Source organism: Amycolatopsis rifamycinica (assembly GCF_000695625.1).
Classification (GTDB): domain Bacteria; phylum Actinomycetota; class Actinomycetes; order Mycobacteriales; family Pseudonocardiaceae; genus Amycolatopsis; species Amycolatopsis rifamycinica.
On record NZ_JMQI01000083.1, the window covers coordinates 100,644 to 119,819 of the forward strand.

The 19,176-nt window shown below is 71.8% G+C and carries 18 protein-coding genes and 1 tRNA gene; 13 read left to right on the plus strand and 6 right to left on the minus strand.

What is annotated here, in order from left to right; translation table 11 throughout:
* Positions 1 to 53 precede the first annotated feature (53 nt).
* Both DV20_RS41650 and DV20_RS41655 read left to right on the plus strand, forming a co-directional pair.
* The gene (locus DV20_RS41650; protein ID WP_200876612.1) at positions 54 to 1,154 is read left to right on the plus strand and encodes a helix-turn-helix domain-containing protein; all 1,101 of its coding nucleotides are present in this window, start codon (positions 54 to 56) and stop codon (positions 1,152 to 1,154) included.
* A complete protein-coding gene (locus DV20_RS41655) occupies positions 1,151 to 1,690 on the plus strand; it encodes a hypothetical protein (protein WP_043789315.1) in 540 nt (179 codons plus the stop codon). Before DV20_RS41650 ends, DV20_RS41655 begins: the two co-directional genes overlap by 4 nt.
* 440 nt (positions 1,691 to 2,130) lie before the next feature.
* Here DV20_RS41655 and DV20_RS41660 read toward each other — a convergent pair.
* Positions 2,131 to 2,206, minus strand: a tRNA-Arg gene (locus DV20_RS41660).
* Between the two features lie 261 nt (positions 2,207 to 2,467).
* Here DV20_RS41660 and DV20_RS41665 point away from each other — a divergent pair.
* From DV20_RS41665 to DV20_RS41695, 7 genes are all read left to right on the plus strand, one after another.
* Positions 2,468 to 3,121 (plus strand): response regulator, encoded by a 654-nt coding sequence (locus DV20_RS41665; RefSeq protein ID WP_003087851.1) that lies wholly within the window; start codon positions 2,468 to 2,470, stop codon positions 3,119 to 3,121.
* The gene (locus tag DV20_RS41670) at positions 3,122 to 3,730 is read left to right on the plus strand and encodes a trimeric intracellular cation channel family protein (protein ID WP_043789318.1); all 609 of its coding nucleotides are present in this window, start codon (positions 3,122 to 3,124) and stop codon (positions 3,728 to 3,730) included.
* 66 nt (positions 3,731 to 3,796) lie between these two features.
* Complete coding sequence (locus DV20_RS41675) at positions 3,797 to 4,489, plus strand: response regulator transcription factor (protein ID WP_043789320.1); 693 nt, start codon at positions 3,797 to 3,799, stop codon at positions 4,487 to 4,489.
* Entirely contained in the window at positions 4,486 to 5,895 is a 1,410-nt protein-coding gene (locus tag DV20_RS41680; protein ID WP_043789323.1) for a sensor histidine kinase, read from the plus strand. The genes DV20_RS41675 and DV20_RS41680 overlap by 4 nt, the downstream gene beginning before the upstream one ends.
* 150 nt (positions 5,896 to 6,045) lie before the next feature.
* On the plus strand, positions 6,046 to 6,846 hold the full coding sequence (locus tag DV20_RS41685) for a DeoR/GlpR family DNA-binding transcription regulator (protein WP_043789326.1): 801 nt from the start codon (positions 6,046 to 6,048) through the stop codon (positions 6,844 to 6,846).
* A complete protein-coding gene (gene galT / locus DV20_RS41690; RefSeq protein ID WP_043789328.1) occupies positions 6,843 to 7,925 on the plus strand; it encodes a galactose-1-phosphate uridylyltransferase in 1,083 nt (360 codons plus the stop codon). Before DV20_RS41685 ends, galT begins: the two co-directional genes overlap by 4 nt.
* Positions 7,926 to 7,996: 71 nt before the next feature.
* A complete protein-coding gene (locus tag DV20_RS41695) occupies positions 7,997 to 9,415 on the plus strand; it encodes a S1C family serine protease (RefSeq protein ID WP_043789329.1) in 1,419 nt (472 codons plus the stop codon).
* Between the two features lie 842 nt (positions 9,416 to 10,257).
* On the opposite strand, the gene DV20_RS41705 is transcribed toward DV20_RS41695, so the two are convergent.
* The 4 genes from DV20_RS41705 to DV20_RS41720 are packed head-to-tail and all read right to left on the minus strand — an operon-like array spanning position 10,258 to position 13,323.
* Entirely contained in the window at positions 10,258 to 11,373 is a 1,116-nt protein-coding gene (locus DV20_RS41705; RefSeq protein WP_043789333.1) for a molybdopterin-dependent oxidoreductase, read from the minus strand.
* Complete coding sequence (locus DV20_RS41710) at positions 11,370 to 12,002, minus strand: methyltransferase domain-containing protein (RefSeq protein ID WP_043789335.1); 633 nt, start codon at positions 12,000 to 12,002, stop codon at positions 11,370 to 11,372. Before DV20_RS41710 ends, DV20_RS41705 begins: the two co-directional genes overlap by 4 nt.
* Positions 12,002 to 12,682 (minus strand): TIGR04282 family arsenosugar biosynthesis glycosyltransferase, encoded by a 681-nt coding sequence (locus tag DV20_RS41715; protein WP_043789337.1) that lies wholly within the window; start codon positions 12,680 to 12,682, stop codon positions 12,002 to 12,004. The genes DV20_RS41710 and DV20_RS41715 overlap by 1 nt, the downstream gene beginning before the upstream one ends.
* Positions 12,679 to 13,323 carry a glycosyltransferase family 2 protein gene (locus DV20_RS41720; RefSeq protein WP_043789340.1) on the minus strand — a complete coding sequence of 215 codons (645 nt, stop codon included), beginning with the start codon at positions 13,321 to 13,323 and terminating at the stop codon, positions 12,679 to 12,681. Before DV20_RS41720 ends, DV20_RS41715 begins: the two co-directional genes overlap by 4 nt.
* A 159-nt stretch (positions 13,324 to 13,482) precedes the next feature.
* On the opposite strand from DV20_RS41720, the gene DV20_RS41725 reads away from it, so the two are divergent.
* From DV20_RS41725 to DV20_RS41745, 4 genes are all read left to right on the plus strand, one after another.
* Positions 13,483 to 14,877, plus strand: a complete 1,395-nt coding sequence (locus tag DV20_RS41725; RefSeq protein WP_043789342.1) for a hypothetical protein — start codon at positions 13,483 to 13,485, stop codon at positions 14,875 to 14,877.
* A gap of 10 nt (positions 14,878 to 14,887) precedes the next feature.
* A complete protein-coding gene (locus tag DV20_RS41730; RefSeq protein WP_043789345.1) occupies positions 14,888 to 15,589 on the plus strand; it encodes a response regulator transcription factor in 702 nt (233 codons plus the stop codon).
* Positions 15,586 to 16,635: a sensor histidine kinase gene (locus DV20_RS41735; RefSeq protein ID WP_043789346.1), complete on the plus strand. Its 1,050-nt coding sequence runs from the start codon at positions 15,586 to 15,588 to the stop codon at positions 16,633 to 16,635. The genes DV20_RS41730 and DV20_RS41735 overlap by 4 nt, the downstream gene beginning before the upstream one ends.
* Before the next feature lie 873 nt (positions 16,636 to 17,508).
* Positions 17,509 to 17,994: a nuclear transport factor 2-like protein gene (locus DV20_RS41745; RefSeq protein WP_235191162.1), complete on the plus strand. Its 486-nt coding sequence runs from the start codon at positions 17,509 to 17,511 to the stop codon at positions 17,992 to 17,994.
* A gap of 48 nt (positions 17,995 to 18,042) precedes the next feature.
* On the opposite strand, the gene DV20_RS41750 is transcribed toward DV20_RS41745, so the two are convergent.
* A complete protein-coding gene (locus DV20_RS41750) occupies positions 18,043 to 19,104 on the minus strand; it encodes an NAD-dependent epimerase/dehydratase family protein (RefSeq protein ID WP_043789482.1) in 1,062 nt (353 codons plus the stop codon).
* Positions 19,105 to 19,176: the final 72 nt, after the last annotated feature.

The following is a 19,176-nucleotide window of genomic DNA, read 5'->3' on the forward strand; positions in this document are numbered from 1 at the left end:
AGTCATCATCATGCTCTCTTGCGATTATCGCAAGGTCAGCTAGGCTCGGCCCCGTGACGAGCGTCCCGAACCGCGTACGCGATCTGATCGAAGCGTCGGGCCTGACCCGCCGTGCCTTCGGGGCGCGGATCGGTCTCGACGAGTCCAAGCTGTCCAAGTCGTTGAGCGGGACACGACGCTTCTCCTCGGTCGACCTCGCCCGTATCGCCGAGACCTGCCACGTGACCGTGGACTGGCTGCTCACGGGAGACACGCCCGCGGTAAGCATGGCCGCCAGGACGACCGGCGGCAGCGCGCGTTCGGCCCTCGACGCCGCAGCCGGCTTCAGCGCTACCCGCACCGACCTGGCGACGCTCGGCTACTCCCAACAGTGGCGAACCCCGCCGTCCCGCCGTGTCACGGACCGGTACGCGGACGAAGGCCGAGACCTGGCGCACTGGGCAACCGAGGCGTGCGACGGGTTCGGCTCTCCCTCCACCTCCGAGGACCTCAGCAGCCTGGTCGAGGCGGTCTTCGGCGTCGATGTGGCCGTGGTGGACCTCGACGCCGACTTCGACGGCCTTGCCGTCTCCTCGGCGGACGTCAAGCTCATCCTGCTCGCCACCAACCCGCTTCCGTCGAGGCAGCGATTCACGCTCGCCCACGAGCTCGGGCACCTGCTCGCAGGCGACGACCAAGGCGTCCACCTCGACCGGGACGTCTTCGACCGCGCGCAAGCCAGAGAACCAGGCGAGGCACGAGCCAACGCCTTCGCTTCCTCGTTCCTCATGCCCGAGGCCGTGCTCCGCAGTGCCGCGCGAGCAGGCATCACGGAAGCGGCTTTCGCCTCGCTTGCGTGGGACTTGGTCGTCAGCCCCTCCGCGCTCGCCTACCGCCTGCTTCACTTGAGACTGATCGACGCGGGGACCTGTGACCGTTACAAGGTGATCACAGCCGCGAAGGCCGCGCACATGGCGGGTCGTGGTGAAGAGTTCGCCCGACAAGTCGCCGCATCGAGCACCCCCCGGCCACCCGGCCTTTTGATGAGAGACGCCTATGCCGCCTACGAGACCGGGAAGACCACGCTCAGGCCGTACGCGAACCTCCTGGGCGTCGACGTCGACGTCCTCCGCGACTCGATCGAGGCCGACACAGCAGTGGACGGCGCCCTGTGACCACGTTCCTGTTCCCGGACAACACCGTGTTGTGCAACTTCGCCGCCGTCGATCGCCTCGACCTGCTCGAATCGGCGTTGAACCACCGTGGCAGGTGGACGGAAGCAGTCGCCTACGAGGCATCGAGGTCTGTTTCGTCGCTCCCCGTCTTGGCAAGTGTTGTCAGCGACGGCTGGCTCGGAGAGCCGATCAGGATCGATGCCGAGTCCGACATCCAGGAGGTCAACCGATTACGACGAGCGGTCTTCGGTGGCATGGATCATGAACCTCTCAAGCACCTCGGGGAGGCTGAGACATGCCATCTCATCCTGAACGATGACCGGTTCACCGGTTCGTGGTGGATATCAGACGACCGCGAGGCCCTGCGCTACGCCCGGTTCCAAGGCATAACGACCCGGGAAACGATCGACATCGTCGCCATCGCGGTGGCCCAAGGCGACATCGCCGAAACCCAAGCGTTCGACCTCATGCACAAGATGGTGCAGGCCGGTAGGTCCCCCCACCTTCCACGCACAACAGCGCAGCTTCGCCACTGACATTACCGCGAGCGGACCGGTGAGGTGCCGCCGCCGCAGGACACCGATGTGGGGTTCGGGCATGGGATCGGGTGGTCACGCTCGGGACCGAATCCAGCTGCCCGGGTGTTCTCCTCGACGCGGCGGGCTTTGCGACCGACGGGACGCACGCCATGAGTGAGCCACGCCCGGACCCGGGTGGCGGCCGCTGAGAAAGCGCTCCGACGGTCACCTCGACCGAGCCTGGCCGGGCACCGGTCGTGGCACCAGTCAATAAGCGACCGAGTGAGTGCTGAAATCCAACGCGTGCGCAGAAGTTCAAGCGACGTCGCGCGAACGTCTAGCACAGGTCGTACCCCGTAGGAGACCAACGGGAACAGTGCTGACCTGGGCTTATGTGCTTTACTCCGCGCTGGGCTCGCGAGGGAACAGCGCTGACCAGCGGAAGCCCTTGATCATGTTGGTGCCCCCGGCAGGATTCGAACCTGCGACACCCGCTTTAGGAGAGCGGTGCTCTATCCCCTGAGCTACGAGGGCGTGCTACTACCGGGTCAGCTTAGCGGGCCTCACCCGCACCGGGCGCCTGGGGCGACCCGACTCTCGTCGTCACCCAGGTGAGTGGTTCTCACTCGCCTCCCACATGGCGGATACACCGCAGCGCGGGCTCTACTGAACCTGACCTGGACGGACCAGCCCGTCACCTGGTCGTGTCTGGTTTCGAACTGCTGAACAACAGTAGGTAACCTTCGTTAACGGGACGCGGGGAGCCGCTCCCACCGGCTGTTGCGGAGGGCTTCGTTGATCAAGCTCATGTTCGCCGACGACGAGGAACTGGTGCGCTCGGGACTGCGCGCGATGATGTCCGGGGCCCAGGACATCGAGATCGTGGGCGAGGCGAGCGATGGCAGATCCGCCGTGGAGGTCGCCCGGCGGTATCACCCCGATGTTGCCCTGCTCGACATCAAGATGCGGGCTCCTGACGACGGCATTCGCGCTCTCCGGGCCATCCTCGCCCTCCCCGATCCGCCCACCGTGGCCATGCTGACCACCTTCGACATCGACGAGTACGTCAGCCTTGCGCTCAGGCTCGGCGCCAACGGGTTCCTGCTCAAGGACATCGACCCGGCCGCGCTGCTCAGGGCCGTTCGGGACCTGGCGAGGGGCGGGGCTGTTCTGGACCCGGGTGTGGCCGCGCGGATGGTTCAGTCGCACCGGGACGAACAACGCGCCGCTCAGCCCGCCCGGAAGCTGCTCGCCTCGCTGTCCGAACGCGAACGTGAGGTGGTCGCCCTGATCGGCCAGGGACTGTCCAACGCCGAGATCGGGGGTCGGCTGCACCTCTCCGAAGCCACCGTCAAGGGGTACGTCTCCGCCGTGCTCTCCAAGATCGGTGCGGCGAACCGGGTGCAGGCCGCGCTGCTGGCCTACCGCGGTGGGCTGCTCGACCAGTAAATGCTGCTCACGGCGCTGGAGTTCGTCGGGCTCGTCGCCTTCGCCGCGTCCGGGGCGCTCGCCGCGGTGCGGGCGCGGCTCGATGTCTTCGGTGTTGTCGTGGTCGGGCTCACCACCGCTCTCGGCGGCGGGGTCATCCGGGACGTCCTGCTCGGCATCCACCCGCCCACGACGCTGCGGAACTGGCCCTCGCTCGCCGTCTGCGCCGGGACCGCGCTGGCCGTCTTCGTCTTCCACCCGCAGGTCGCGCGGCTGCGGCGGGGTGTCCTCCTCGCGGACGCGCTCGGGCTCGGCGTCTTCGCCACCGCCGGGACGACCATCGCGCTCAACGCCGGTGCCACCGTCTACGCCGCGTGTCTGATCGGGATGACGACCGGCATCGGGGGCGGGGCCGTGCGCGATCTGCTGCTCCGGGAAATCCCGCTCGTCCTGCGGAAGGAGATCTACGCCGTGGCCGCGCTGGCCGGCTCGGCGCTCGTGGCCGCCGGTCACGCTGTGCGACTGCCGGCGGGGCCCGTGACCGTCGCCGCGGCCGCTGTGGTGGTCGGCGTCCGGATGGTTGCGCTCTGGCGGCGCTGGAACGCGCCGGTCGCGCGCGGTCCCGAGTGACAAATCCTTTGTGAGTTCTCCGTGTGTTCTTAGGCGGGTCTCAGCACGCTGCGTAAAACTAGCGCCATGCGCATCCTTGTGGTGGACGACGACCGCGCCGTCCGTGAGTCGCTACGGCGGTCCCTGGAGTTCAACGGCTACCAGGTCCAGCTGGCCAGCGACGGTGCGCAGGCCCTGGAGGCGATCATCGCCGACCGGCCGGACGCGATGGTCCTGGACGTCATGATGCCCCGGCTCGACGGCCTGGAGGTCGCCCGCCGCCTGCGCAGCACCGGCGACGACCTGCCGATCCTCGTGCTCACCGCGCGCGACACCGTCTCCGACCGCGTGTCCGGGCTGGACGCCGGCGCCGACGACTACCTGCCGAAACCCTTCGCGCTCGAAGAGCTGCTCGCCCGGCTGCGGGCGCTGCTGCGCCGCGCCATCCCGGAGGGGCCGAACGGCCAGGCGTCGGAGGTCCTGTCCTTCGCGGACCTGACCCTCGACCCCGGCACGCGGGAGGTCCGCCGCGGCGGCCGCGAGATCAGCCTGACCCGGACCGAATTCGCTCTGCTGGAGCTGTTCCTCTCCTACCCGAAGCACGTCCTCACGCGGGGCCGGATCCTGGAGGAAGTATGGGGTTACGACTTCCCGACGTCGGGCAACGCGCTGGAGGTCTACGTCGGCTATCTGCGCCGCAAGACGGAGGCGGAGGGCGAACCGAGGCTGATCCACACGGTGCGGGGAGTGGGGTACGTCCTGCGGGAAACCCCGCCGTGACCGAACCGGGCGACCCCCGCGGCACACGCTGGGGAGCCCGCCGGTTCTCGTTGCGCGGCCGGGTGACGCTGCTGGCCGCCGCCTGTGTCGCCGGCGCCGTCGCGCTGGTGTCGATCGGCGCGTACATGGTCGTGCGCAGCAACCTCTACCAGCAGCTCGACGACAGCCTGCTGGCCCGCGCGCAGGCGGCGGCCAACTCGCCGCAGGTGCAGACCGAGCTCCGGCAGGTCCCCGGCGCCTTCCTGGCCAGCGCCGACCTGCAGATCGGGCAGCTCAACGCGGCGCCCGACGTCCAGCACGCCGTGATGACCTACCCGCTGTCGAGCTCGCCGCCGCCGTTCGGGCAGGACGAGCTGGCCGTCGCGAACGGCGATTCGGCGGAGTCGCTGCGGACGGACTTCCGCACCGACAGCCGCGTGGTCGCCCTGCCGACCGGGCACGGCGAGGCCATCGTGCTGGCCCAGTCGATGGGCCCGACCAAGCGCACGCTGAACGAGCTCGCCCTGGTGCTCTTCCTGATCGGCGGCGCCGGCATCCTGGTCGCCGCCGCGGCGGGCACCGCGGTCGCGCGGGCCGGCCTGCGCCCGGTCGACCGGCTGACGTCCGCGGCCGAACGCGTCGCCAGGACCGGCGACCTGCGGCCCATCCCGGTCAGCGGCGACGACGAACTCGCGCGCCTCACCCAGACCTTCAACACCATGCTCGGCACGGTCGCGGACTCGCAGGAACGCCAGCGCCAGCTGGTCGCGGACGCCGGGCACGAGCTCCGAACACCGTTGACGTCGCTGCGCACCAACCTCGAGCTGCTGCTCGCCGCGAGCAAGCCGGGCGCGCCGCCGCTGCCGGACGAGGACCGGATCGACATCGTCGCGGACATCAGCGGCCAGCTCGACGAGCTGACGCAGCTCATCGGCGACCTGGTCGAGCTCGCGCGCCAGGACGAGCCGCGCGAGCGCTTCGAGCGCGTGGAGCTGCTGGAGGTCGTCGAGCGGGCGCTCGACCGGGCGCGGCGGCGCGCGGGCGAGATCAACTTCGACGTCTCGCTGCAGCCGTGGGTGCTCACCGGCGACAACAGCGCGCTCGAGCGGGCGGTGCTGAACCTGCTCGACAACGCGGTGAAGTTCTCGCCGCCGGACGCGACGGTCTGGGTGCGGCTGTACCCGCTCGGGGACGGGACCGCCGTCGTCGAGGTCGCGGACGCCGGGCCGGGCATCGCCGAAGAGGACCTGCCCAAGGTGTTCGACCGCTTCTACCGCTCGTCGGAGGCGCGGACCCTGCCGGGCTCGGGACTCGGGCTGGCCATCGTGAAGCACGCGGCCGAGCGGCACGGCGGCGCGGTGTACGCCTCGCAGGCGCCGGAGGGCGGCGCGCTGATGACGATCCGGCTGCCGGGGGCACCCGGCTGACGCTGAGCCATGTTCGTCTGGGACATCGTGCGTGCGTTGTTGCTCAGGCCGTGACCTGGTGTTTCGAAGTTCACCCACCTCTACGCAGCGGAGTCCGTGTTGAATCGTGTAGGATTTTGTGTGGTTGAGCTGCGACGGACGGAGTGAACGGTGCTGGCGCGTCAGCGACAGGCGGTGATCCTGGAAGAGGCACGCCGGACCGGTGCGGTCCGCGTGAGCGACCTCGTGACCAGGCTGGGCGTGTCCGACATGACGGTGCGTCGCGACCTCGACGTCCTCGCCGGGCGAGGGCTCGTCGAGAAGGTGTACGGCGGTGCCACCTCGGTCGTCGGCAAGAGCACCGACGAGCCCGGCTTCGAAGCCAAGTCCGTGCGCCAGCGGGCGCAGAAGGAAGCCATCGCCGAGCTCGCCGCGACGCTGATCCGGCCCGGCACCGCGATCGGCATCTCCGCCGGCACCACCACGTGGACGCTGGCGCGGGCGCTCGACGCCATCCCCGGGCTCACCATCGTGACCAACTCGATCCAGGTCGCCGACGTGCTGCGCTCCTCGACGCAGCCGGACCGCACCGTCGTGCTCACCGGTGGGGTGCGGACGCCGTCGGACGCTCTGGTCGGGCCGGTCGCCGTGCACAGCCTGCGGTCGCTGCACCTGGACGCCGTCTTCCTCGGCGTGCACGGGATGGCCGACGGACCGGGGTTCACCACGCCGAACCTCACCGAGAGCGAGACCGACCGCGCGCTGGTCGAGGCCGGGCGCAAGCTGGTCGTGCTCGCCGACCACACGAAGTGGGGCACCGTCGGGATCTCGACGATCGCCGACCTGGACGAGGCCGACGTCGTCGTCACCGATGACGGGATTCCCGACGAGGCCAAGGAAATACTCGCCGAAAGGGCAGGGGAACTCATGATCGCCGAAACGGCGGAGACGGTCGAGGCCGAAGAAGCGTGAAGCGAACCGTACGACACCTGGCCGACGGCCGGGAGATCATCTACTTCGACCAGCCCGGAGCGCCCGACCGCGTCGCCGAGGACACCCGTGACCTGCCGCCGGTTTCGGCCGCGTCGGAGATCCGGCGTGACCCGCTGACCGGTGAGTGGGTCGCGATGGCCGCGCACCGGCAGACGCGGACCTACAAGCCGCCGGCGGACCTCTGCCCGCTGTGCCCGAGCAAGCCCGGCAAACCGAGCGAGATCCCGGAAAGCGATTACGACGTCGTCGTCTTCGAGAACCGGTTCCCGTCCTTCGCCGAGGACGTCGTCGGCGCGCCGTCCACTGTGGATGGCCTGGGGCTGGTGCCGACGCGGCCGGGACGTGGCCGCTGCGAGGTCGTCTGCTTCACCAGCGACCACGACGGCGCTTTCTCGCGGCTGAGCTCGAAGCAGGTGCGGGCCGTCGTGGACGCCTGGGCCGATCGCACCGCCGCGCTGTCCGAGGTGCCCGGGGTGGAGCAGGTCTTCCCGTTCGAGAACCGCGGCGAGGAAATCGGCGTCACGCTGTCGCACCCGCACGGGCAGATCTACGGCTACCCGTTCGTCACGCCGAAGACCGAGCGGATGCTCGACGTCGCCCGCGCCTACCAGGCCGAACACGGGCGCCCGGTGCTCGGCGACGTGCTGGCCGCGGAGCAGAAGTCCGGCGCGCGCGTCGTCGCGTCCGGGGAGCACTGGACGGCGTACGTGCCGCCGGCGGCCCGCTGGCCGGTCGAGGTGCACGTCGTGCCGCACCGGCAGGTCGCGGACATCCCCGAGCTGACCGACGCCGAACGCGACGACTTCGCCGACGTCTACCTCGACGTGCTGCGCCGCTGCGACGCGCTGTACGACCGGCCGCTGCCCTACATCGCGGCGTGGCACCAGGCGCCGGTGCGCCGCGACCGCGAGCTCGGCTGGCTCCACCTGGAACTGTTCTCCGTGCTGCGCGCGAAGGACAAGCTGAAGTACTTGGCGGGGTCGGAGTCGGGCATGGCGGTGTGGATCAACGACGCGACCCCGGAACAGATCGCGGAACGGCTCCGCGCGGCGGGCTGAGCGGCCATACTCATCTCCGATGCACAGGTTCGGCTCAGGAACCTCTCAGGACCATCGCGCAAGGTGAGGACATGACCGAGAACGACCCCAGCGCGCACGACCCCGCGGCGCCGCGGCACCCCGAGACCGGCCAGCAGCCGGCTCAGGGCGGTTGGGCGGGCAGCCCGTACGGTGACCAGGCCAAGCCCGAGTCCGGCGGTGCGCCGCAGTACTCCGAGCCGTCGTACCACGCCGTGACCGGGGCCGATCCGGCGTACGGCGGGCAGACCGCGAACCCGTGGTCCGCCCCGGGTGCGCAGATGCCATCCGGCCAGAACCCGCAGAGCGTCTACCCGCCGGCGAACCCGTACGGGCCGTCCGGCACGGGCGTGTACCCCGCGGCCGCGCCGGAGCCGACGCCGAAGCGGTCCGGCGGGAAGCTGCTCGCCGGCGTCGCGCTGGTCGCGCTGCTGGTCGGTGGCATCGCGGGCGGAACGGTCGGGTACTTCACCGGCGGGTCGTCCGGCCCGGCCAGCAACGCGCTCAACGCGCCGAAGCCGGCCCAGCAGACGGGCAACGCACCCGCCGGTTCGGTCGAGGCCGTCGCGCAGAAGCTGTCGCCGAGCGTGGTCGAGTTGCAGGTCAGCGGCCAGCAGGGCGCGGGCGAGGGCTCCGGGTTCGTCATCAGCACCGACGGCTACATCCTGACGAACAACCACGTCGTCGAGGTCGGCGCGAACGGCGGCCAGATCCAGGCGGTGTTCCAGGACGGCAAGAAGGCCGCCGCCAAGGTCATCGGCCGCGACCCGACGACCGACATCGCGGTCGTCAAGGTCAACGGCGTCGGCAACCTGACCCCGGTGGAGCTCGGCCGGTCCGACGACCTGCGCGTCGGCCAGTCGGTGGTCGCCATCGGCTCGCCCTTCGAACTGGCCGGCACGGTCACCTCGGGCATCGTCAGCTCGCTGCACCGGCCGGTGCGCGCGGGCGGCAGCAGCGGCGACCAGACGACGGTGATGGACGCCGTCCAGACCGACGCGGCGATCAACCCGGGCAACTCGGGTGGCCCGCTGGCGAACATGGCCGGCCAGGTCATCGGCATCAACTCGGCGATCTACAGCCCGCAGTCGGCGGGCGGACAGGGCCAGGGCGCGTCCGAAGGCGGCAACGTCGGCATCGGCTTCGCGATCCCGATCGACCAGGCGCGCCGCACCGCGGACACGATCATCAAGACCGGCCAGGCGGTGCAGACCTACATCGGCGCGGAGGTCAAGGACGCCCCGCAGGGCGGCGCCGAGCTCGGTGCCATCAAGGCCGGCAGCCCGGCGGAGAAGGCCGGCCTGAAGGCGGGCGACATCGTCACCAAGATCGACGACCGCCCGATCGACTCGGCCGACACGCTGGTCGCGGCGGTCCGCACCCGGGCCCCCGACGAGAAGGCGACCTTCACGCTCGCCGACGGCCGCACGGTCGAGGTGACGTTCGGCGGACAGCCGGTCCAGCCCAACTGATCCCGTTCCAGACGCTCGGCCGCCTCGGCGCGGCCGAGACCAGCTTCGGCTCGACCCCCGTTCCCGGGGCCGGACCCACAAGGCCACGCGCGACCAGGCACTCGATGCCGGTCGCGCGTGGCCGCATTTGTGCCCGGGTCAGGGACCGGGACGGTGGCGGTCGGCCGGTGGGCCTGGATGGTCGGCTCGCGTACCGGGAGGGTCGGCCGGTGAGGCCGGTGAGGCCGGCGGGTCGGCTCGCGTGTCTGGAGGGTCGGCCGGTGTGTCTAGAGGGGCGGTCGGCGAGGCCGGAGGGTCAGCCGGTGTGTCTGATGGGGCGGCCGGTTTGTCTGGAGGGTCGGTTGGCGTGTCGGGACGGGTATCCCGCGTGATTGGAAGGGCATCACGTGTGATTGGCGGGGCATCACTCGTGATTGGAGGGGCATCACGTGTGATTGGGGGGACGACACGGGGGCGGAGGGCGGTCAGGGCCACGGCCAGCCAGACCGCGGCCAAGGTGAGGGCCAGGGCGGGGGCCGGGTTGGTGTCGTGGAGGCCGGGCATCGGTGGGGTTCCGTACGGCCGCCAGAGCAGCGGGAACGCCAAGATGGCCAGCGCGGCGGTGATGACCGTGCCCGCGATGACGGGGGTTCGCCAGCGAGACGGGAGGAGGCGGGCCAAGGCGACGCCGAGGACTGCCGTCAGCGGGGCGATGACCGCGTCGTTGACGATCGGGCCGCCGATGATCCAGCCGACCGTGCCGAAGACGTCGGGACGCAGGGGCAGCGCGTACTCGGCGAACAGCACCACGCCCCACGCCAGTGCCGCGAGGCCGGGCAGCGCGAGGAGCGCACGGGCGGTCTTCACAGCGCCTCCAGTTTCGTGACCCACTTCGTCTGCAGCACCCCGGGACGGTTCGGCGCGATGATCCGGCAGGGAAAGCCGTGGTCGGGGGCGAGGACCTCGCCGTTCAGCTCCAGGGCCAGCAGCGTCAGCTCGTCGGCCGTGTGTTCGCCCGGGAGCATGCTGACGCCGTACAGTCCGCCACGCTCCGAAGAGGACACCCGGACCGCCGTACCCGGTGCCGCGCCGACGGTTTTCAGCAGCGTGGGCAGGGAGATTCCGCGCCAGGTGGCGGACTGGCTCCAGCCCTCGACGCACGCGATCGGGAGCTCCGCCGTCGTCTGCGGCAGGGCGCGCAGCTCGTCGAGCGAGAACTTCGTCGTGCCTCGCGGGGTCACCACCGACAGCCGCCAGGCCGGCGACCACGTGACGCCCGCGGCGGCCGCCGTGCGGTTCACCGGGAGGTCCTGGGTGCCCTTGCCGGTCCTCCAGGAAAGCGCCGAGACGCCGCGCAGGAACGGGACCGTCGCGCCCGCGGTGGCCACGACCGCGACGCCGGTCGCCAGGCCGGTGGTCATCAGGAAACCCCGCCGCGACAGCCCCTCAGCCGGCGGCTCCTCGATGGTGGCCCGGCTCAGGGCGCGGCGGATGATCGGCAGCTTCACCGCGACGTGCACCAGGATCGAGCCGATCGCCAGCCACGCGACCGCGTAGTGCACCTGAGGGAAGTAGAAGCCCCAGGGGTAGTTCTGCGCGACGTTCAGCAGCCCGGTCGTCAGCTCGAAGAACGCCGCACCGGACAGCACCAGGATCGACAGCCGCTCCAGCGCGTGCGGCAGCGAGCGGACGAGCGGCCGGCCGAACAGTTTCGGGTAGACGCTCCACAGTTTCGCCAGCAGCAACGGGATCGACGCCACGCCCGAGATCACGTGCAGCCCCTGCGTGAGGCGGTAAAGCCCGATCGGACGGCTGGGCCAGAAGAACCACCCGGGTGGGTGCTGGATGAGGTGGCTGAGCAATCCGGTCACGAAGCACGTCGTGAACGTGACCGCGAGGGCCAGGCCGATTTTCGACGTCACCCGTTCGTGGTGCGCCGGGGCCCGGAACTGCTCTTCCGCCGGGATCGGGAGTTTCACGGTCGCTCCAATCGTGCGAACCAGCGGTGCCCGCGCCGGGTGGTCCAGTCGACGCGCAACCCGGCGCGCGCGGCGACCTCGGCGATCGCGTCGACCCCGACCCAGGCCCAGGTGAACCAGGCGACGTCGGCGTGGCCGGGCCGGAGCCGGACGCGCTCGTGCCGCAGGCCCCGGCCGGGCGGGTCCAGTTCGACGAGGACGTCACCGTCGGCGGCGATCAGCCGCGCTGTGCGCCGCAGCAGCGCGGCCGGGTCACCGCCGATGCCGATGTTGCCGTCGGCGAGCAGCGCGTGCCGCCATCGCCCTTCGCCGGGCAGGCGGTCGAAGAGGTCGCGCTGCAACGCGCTCGCCCCGCGCCGCCGGGTCAGCCCGACGGCCGTGCGTGAGCTGTCCACGCCCAGTGCGGCGATCCCGCGCGCGGCCAGCGCCGCGGTGAGCCTGCCGGGCCCGCAGCCGAGGTCGACGGTCGGGCCGGAGCACGCGCCGAGCAGGACGTCGTCGCCCTCGGACGGTTCCGCCCAGCGTTCCACCGCCAGCTCGATCCGCTCGCCGTTCGCCAGCTCGAGCCAGCACCGGTGGCCGAGCAGGCCGCGGTCGAACTCGTGGCCGGTCATCACGGGGGCCGTCATCACGCCACCGCCTTTCCGACGGCCATGACGGCGCGGGCGAAGCGGCCGTGCGGGCACAACTCCGCCACCGAACGGGCATCCGCCATGGTGTCCACATCGGACAGAACGGCTCCTCGCCGTGGCCGCAGACCGCTCGCCGTGAGGGCCCGCAATGTGCGTTCGCCGGTGTCCTCGCGGGACATCGGGACGCCCGCGAGGACCTGCGCGTGCCGCGGATCGGCGAGCCCCAGCGCCCACCAGCCGCCGTCCGCGGCCGGGCCGAGCACGGCGTCGTGGCCGCCGTGCACGACGGGTGCGGCCGCCGCGGCGAGGGACTCGGGCGTGACCTGCGGGGTGTCCATGCCGATCTGGAGGATCGGCAGGCCGGCGTGCACCGCGGCGGCGTCCGCGTGGGCGTTCGCCAGCCGGGCGCCGAAGTCCCAGCCACGCTGGGCGATGACGGTCGAGCGCCGGAGTGCCGCGCCGAGTTCGGCGGTCCGGGCGGCGGCCCCGAGGTCCCCGGTCATCGCGACGACGGGCAGGGCGCCGGGCACCGCGCCCACGGCGTCGAGGGTGTCGAGCAGTGCGGCCGCGGCGATTTCGGCCGCCTGAGCCGGGGTCGCGGGCGGGCAGAGCCGGGTCTTCGCGAGGCCCGCGACCGGCGCCTTGGCCACGACGAGCAGGATGAACGGGCGCGTCATCGGGCCAGCACCCGCCCGAAGTCGCGGACCGCCCGCAGCGTCCCCCGCACCGACCCGGACACCTTCGACTTCGTGCCCCGGGCACGCTCGCCGTAGCGGACGTCGAACTCGCGGACCCGCCACCCCGCACGCTGGGCCTTGATCAGCAGCTCCAGGGGATAGCCGAACGCCCGGTCCGCGACGCCCAGGCCGAGCAGCGCCCGCCGGTCCGCGGCGCGCAGGGGCGCGATGTCCCGCACCGGCAGCCCGCGGCTGCGCAACAGCAGGGCCAGCACGACGTTGCCGGCTCTGGCGTGCCACGGCCACACTCCCGGACCGGTCGGCACCCGGCGTCCGACGGCCAGGTCGGCGCCGCCTTCGACCGCGGACACCAGCCGCGTCAGGTCGGCGAGGTCCAAGGAGCCGTCGGCGTCGGCGAAGCACACGATGTCCGCGGTCGCGGCTTCCAGCCCCGCGTGCACGGCCGCGCCGTAGCCGCGGCGCGGCTCGTGGACGACCTTCGCGCCGAGCGAGGCCGCCACATCCGGGGAGCCGTCGGCCGAACCGTTGTCGACCACAATCGCGCGGTAGCCCGGCGGCAGGCCGGCCAGCACGCCGGGCAGGGCGGCCGCTTCGTCGAGGCAGGGGAGGACGACGTCCACTTCCAAGTCAGTCACGGCGCCGACCGTAAGTCCGTCGCCCGTGCCGCAGAACCCTTGCGGCGCTTACCGAATCATGACGTCCGGGGAGTTCTTACCGCGTCGTTACGGCTGCCGTTCCGAGGGCGCGGATCGCCCGCCGCGGACCTACGGTGGGCGACGATGAGCGAGCCGAATCCGGCAGCCCGGCTCGCCGAGCCGCCTGCCCGCGAACCCGAAGCCCCGGTCTCCGGCCGCCGTGCCGACCTCCTGGCCGTCGCCGCGGCGGTGGTGCTGGTCGCCGCGGCCACCGCGGTCGGCCTGTACTACAACCGGCCGCACTCGGGCGTGATCATCTTCGTGTCCTCGCCGCCGCTGTTCGCCGACTGGCTGCCCCACGTCGGCCCGGGCTCGGTGTTCGCCGTGCTCGTCGCGGTCGCGGTGGTGCTCCACGGCACGGAGCTGGCCGCCCGTCTGCCGTGGCGCCGTGCGCTCGCCGCCGGCTACCTCGCCTCGCTCGCCTGGATCTTCTCGCTGGCCATGGTCGACGGCTGGTCCCGCGGCTTCGCCGGGCACCTCACCATCCCGCAGGAGTACCTCCACGAGGTCCCGGGGATCACCGACATCCCGCGGATGCTGCGCGAGTTCTCCTCCCGCATCCTCGACTTCCAGCCGCACTCGTGGACGACGCACGTGTCCGGCCACCCGCCGGGCGCGACGCTCGTCTTCGTCTGGCTGGACCGCCTCGGCCTGTACGGCGGCGCGTGGGCGGCCACGGCCGTGGTGCTCGCCGGGAGCCTGGTGGCGGTGGCCGTGCCGGCCACGGTCGCCCTGCTCGGCCGGCCCGACGCGGCCCGCGTGGTGCTGCCGTTCGCCGTCCTCACCCCCGGCGCGGTGTGGATCGGCGTCTCGGCGGACGGCCTGTTCGCCGGGGTCACCGCCACCGGGCTGGCGCTGCTCGCGCTGTCCGCGACGGGGTTCGCCCACGGCCGCCGGTACGCCGTTCCGGCCGGCCTGGCCGCCGGGGTGCTGCTGGGCTTCGGGATCTTCCTGTCGTACGGCCTGGTGCTGCTCGGCGTGCTCGCGGTGGCCGTCGCCGTCCTCGGCCGGCAGTGGCGCGCCGCGGCACTGGCGATCGCCGCGGCCCTCGTCGTCGTCGGCGTCTTCGCCTGGGCGGGTTTCTGGTGGCTCGACGGCTACCACCTGGTCGTGGAGCGCTACTACCAGGGCGTCGCGCTGGTCCGGCCGTACTCGTACTGGGTGTGGGCCGACCTGGCGGCCGTCACTGTCGCCCTCGGCCCCGCCGTCGTGGCCGCCGTCCGACGTGGGCTGGGGTCCCCGCGCCGGGGCCTCCTCACCGATCCGGTGCTCCTGCTCGGCCTCGCCGCACTGGCCGCCATCCTCTTCGCCGACGTCTCGGGCCTGTCGAAAGCCGAGACCGAACGGATCTGGCTACCGTTCGGGGTGTGGTTGCTGCCGATGACGGCGCTGCTGCCGCGGCCCGGGCGCCGGTGGTGGCTCGCCGCGCAGGCGGCGACGGCGCTGGTGGTCAACCACCTGTTGCTGACGGGCTGGTGAGGGAGACGTGATGAACGATCAGGCCGGGCGGGTGCTCGTGGTCGACGACGACGAGACGGTCCGCGACGTGGTCCGCCGGTACCTCGAGGTGGCCGGGTTCACCGTCGGCCTGGCCGGCGACGGCGCCGAGGGCCTGGCGAAGTTCGCCGCCCACGAGCCCGACCTGGTCGTGCTCGACGTCATGATGCCGGGCATCAACGGCCTCGAGGTGTGCCGGCGGCTGCGCCAGGTCAGCCAGGTGCCGATCGTCATGCTGACCGCCCTCGGCGAGGAGGAGAACCGCATCGCCGGGCTCCAGCTCGGCGCCGACGACTACGTGACGAAACCTTTCAGCCCTAAGGAACTCGCCCTCCGCGTGGCTTCGGTGCTGCGCCGCGCCCGGATGCCACGCCCGGAGCCGGCCGCCGCCGAGCTGGTGGACGGTGACCTGCGCCTGCAGATGAAGGCGCGGACCGCGACCCGGGGCGGCCGCGAACTGCCGCTGACGACCAGGGAGTTCGACCTGCTGGCCTTCTTCCTCGCCCACCCCGGCGTCGCCTTCTCCCGCGCGGACCTGCTCGAGAAGGTGTGGGGCTGGGACTTCGGCGATCAGTCCACAGTGACCGTCCACGTGCGACGGCTGCGCGAGAAGATCGAGCGCGACCCGGCCAAGCCGACCCGGGTGGCGACCGTGTGGGGTGTCGGCTACCGCTACGACCGGGAGCAGCCGTGATCGGCTCGGGCGAATCCTTGCCGGAGATGCTGACGCATCTCTGGCACATCCTGCCGTTCGCGCTGCTGTTCTCGCTGCCGGTCGCGGCGCTGGGCGGCGTGGCGTTGTACGTCCTGCGCCGCGGTTCGCTGACCACCACGCTCTCGGTGCTGGTGCTGATCCCGGTGCTGGCCACGCTGGTCGGCGTCCTGGGGATCAGCGGGTTCATGTTCACCCCGGCCCTGACGACGATGCTCTTGGTCTGCCTGCTCGTCGCGCTGGTCACCGTGCCCGCGGCGATCATCCTCGGCCGGGCCATCGCGCGCCGCAGCGTGTGGGAACGCGAAGCGCGCGAGCGGGAACGCGCCGCCGAGGCGTCGCGGCGCGAACTCGTCGCCTGGATCAGCCACGACCTGCGCAGCCCGCTGGCTGGGATCCAGGCGATGGCCGAAGCACTGGCCGACGGCGTGGTGTCCGAACGCGACGAGGTCGCCGACTACGCCCAGCGGATCGGCGGCGAGACCCGGCGGCTGTCCGCGATGGTCGGCGACCTGTTCGAGCTGTCGCGGATCACCGCCGGCGCCCTGGAGCTCACGATGTCGGCGGTGCCGCTGCGGGACGTCGTGAGCGACGCCGTGGCCGCCCAGGCACCGGTGGCCCAGCGGAAGCGGGTTCAGGTGCTCGCCAACGCGTCGACCTGGCCGGTGGTGACCGGCAGCGACCCGGAGCTGGCCCGGATCGTGCGCAACCTGGTGTCCAACGCGATCCGCCACACGCCGCCGGACGGGACGGTGGCGGTGCAGATCGGCGTCGACGGTAACGAGGCCCTCCTGGCCGTCGACGACTCCTGCGGCGGCATCCCGGACGACGAGATCAACCGGGTGTTCGACGTCGCCTTCCGCGGGACGCAGGCCCGGACGCCCGAGCGCGGCGGAACGACCAGTGGTGGCGGGCTCGGCCTGGCCATCGCCAAGGGGCTGGTCGAAGCCCATCGCGGCCGGATCGGGGTGCACAACCACGGGCCGGGGTGCCGGTTCGAGGTGCGCCTGCCGCTCGCGATTTCCTGAAGCCACGCCATTGTGCGTTGGGATTGCCGCAGTGTCGTCCGGCGGCCGGCCCCGGTGGGATGGGTGATGTTCGTGGCGTGTTGGCGTCGCCGGTCGAAGTGGGCGAGGTAGCTCTGCCAGTGGCTCGTCAGATGGAATCCTTCGGCGCGGTCGAACGGCTGGTCGAGGACGTCCGCGTCGAGGATGCGGGGAATCCGGTAGGTGCGGAACTGCTCCTCACCGCGCGCGACGAGTTACCAGTTGCCACCAGTTCGTGCGGCTGCACGGTCCGGGTGATCTCGTGCGGCTCCGCACAGCGGAAGTAGCGGATCCGCGGATCCGCAGGGCGCTGGTTGCAGGTCGCTTCCGCGATCGGCGCCAGGTGAGGTGTGCGCTCGAGGTACCAGGGCGGGAGGGCGAGGTGAACCGGCCCGCGCGGCCGCGCAGTTCGGCGGGAAGTGCGGCCATCAGCTTGAGCTGTGCGGTGGCCGCCGCGGATGTCAAGCCCAGCTGGGCGGCTGCGGCCGGGACGTTGGCCAGGAGAGCTTCGGCTTCCTCCGCCGTGAGCCCGGCCAGCCGGGTCTGATAGCCGTCCAGGAGGCAGTAGCCGCCCTCGTGCCCCGGGCGGTGCTCCGGCCCCCGGGACTGCCCAGCAAACCCGCTCTAGCGTCCCGGTCATGACTTCACCCCTGATCGACCGCTATGTGGCGGTGTGGAACGAGCCGGACCCCGCCGCGCGCCGCCGGGGCATCGCCGGGCTGTGGGCCGAGGACGGCGTGCACCACACCGGAAGCGCCGAGCACCGGGGACGCGATGTCATCGAGGCCCGGGTCACCGGCGCACACGACGGTTCGTCGCGCCGGGATCCTTCGTTTCACGGCGGCGGACGACGTCGTGACCCACCACGGCGCGGTCACCTTCACCACCCACATGGTGCCGGCGGCCGGTGGTGCCCCGGTGTGGAGCGGCACGGTTTTCCTGCTGCTGGACCAGGACAGCCTGATCCGCCGCGACTACCAGTTCACCGGCGTGGCGGCGAGCACCCGGGCCGCCGTGGCCGAGTTGCTCGGCCGGCTGGCCGAAGGGGATCCGGACCGGATCGCCGAGCTGTTCGCGGACATCGTCGACTGGCAGCTCGACTGGCCCGAGACCGGACACCCCGCGACACCGTGGATTCGGCCGCGGTCGACGCGCGCCGAGGTTGCCGACCACTTCCGGGAGCTCGACGCGGTCCACGAAGGGCGGGTGGTGTGGCGCCGAGGATCCTGGTCGACGGCCGCGACGCCGTGGTGCTCGGCGAGATCCGACAGACGGTTAAGGCCACCGGCCGGCCTTATGCAGCCCGCTGCGCGCTGCACCTCACCGTCGACAATGGCGTGATCACGCGCTACCACGTCTACGAAGACAGCCTGACCGTCGCTCAGGCCTTCACGGGGTGACGGGGGCACGCAGCTCCGCCGTGGCGAAGTCGGCGATGCCCTTCGCGAAGTCGATTTCCGCGGTGAAGCCGAGCAGCTCGCGGGCACGGGCCGGGTCGGCGACCACGTGGCGGACGTCGGCCGGGCGGGCGCCGCCCAGCACCTTCGGGGCCGGTCCGTCGCAGGCTCGGGACAGCTCCTCCGCCAGCTCGCCCACCGTGTGTGGCGTGCCGGAGCAGATGTTCAGCGGGGTGATGTCGCCCGCCGGGCCTTCCGTCCGCAGGGCCAGCACGTTCGCCCTCGCCACGTCGTGGACGTGGACGAAGTCGCGTTGCTGGCGGCCGTCCTCCAGGACCCGTGGGGCCTCGCCGCGCACCAGCGCCGAGCGGAACAACGACGCGACTCCGGCGTACGGGGTGTTCTGGGGCATCCGCGGGCCGTAGACGTTGTGGTAGCGCATCGCCCACACGGTGCCGCCCGTCTGCCGGGCCCACGCGCCCGCCAGGTGCTCCTGAGCCAGCTTCGTCGCCGCGTACGTGCTTCGGGGGTTCAGCGGCGCGTCCTCGGGCACCAGCTGCCAGCTCAGCCCCGCTTCGCACGAGGGGCAGCGTGGCTCGAAGCGCCCGGCGTCCACATCGGACTGGCGGCGTGGTGCCGGCGCCACCACGCCGTGGTCCGGACAGGCGTAGCGGCCTTCGCCGTAGACAACCATCGACGAGGCCAGGACCAGCTTCCGGACGCCGGCCTCGTGCATCCCGGCCAGCAGCACCGCCGTGCCGTAGTCGTTGTGCAGGGCGTACGACGGCGCGTCCGACGGGTCGATCCCGTGCCCGACCACCGCCGCCTGGTGGCAGACCGCGTCGACGCCGTCCAGCAGCTCCGCGACGATCTCCGTGTCCGTGACGTCGCCGCGCAGGAACCGGTGCCTGCCGGTGTACGGCGGCGGCGTGGGGGAACCGTGGGCGGTGGGGAGGAGGTTGTCCAGCACCACGACCTCGTCACCGCCGTCGGCCAGGAGGTCGGCGATGTGGGACCCGATGAACCCGGCTCCGCCGGTGACCAGTACGCGCACACCGGCCACGCTAGGGGCCATCGCCGGGGCCCGCCCGGGCCCGCGCCGGCACGTCACGGAATCGTCAGAACT

Excerpts from the sequence above, each read along its gene's own strand:
- DV20_RS41670 (WP_043789318.1), top strand. The coding sequence starts at position 3,122 with ATGCTGCTCACGGCGCTGGAGTTCGTCGGGCTCGTCGCCTTCGCCGCG.
- DV20_RS41710 (WP_043789335.1), bottom strand. The coding sequence starts at position 12,002 with ATGACGGCCCCCGTGATGACCGGCCACGAGTTCGACCGCGGCCTGCTC.
- DV20_RS41695 (WP_043789329.1), top strand. The coding sequence starts at position 7,997 with ATGACCGAGAACGACCCCAGCGCGCACGACCCCGCGGCGCCGCGGCAC.
- DV20_RS41675 (WP_043789320.1), top strand. The coding sequence starts at position 3,797 with ATGCGCATCCTTGTGGTGGACGACGACCGCGCCGTCCGTGAGTCGCTA.
- DV20_RS41725 (WP_043789342.1), top strand. The coding sequence starts at position 13,483 with ATGAGCGAGCCGAATCCGGCAGCCCGGCTCGCCGAGCCGCCTGCCCGC.
- DV20_RS41715 (WP_043789337.1), bottom strand. The coding sequence starts at position 12,682 with ATGACGCGCCCGTTCATCCTGCTCGTCGTGGCCAAGGCGCCGGTCGCG.
- DV20_RS41730 (WP_043789345.1), top strand. The coding sequence starts at position 14,888 with ATGAACGATCAGGCCGGGCGGGTGCTCGTGGTCGACGACGACGAGACG.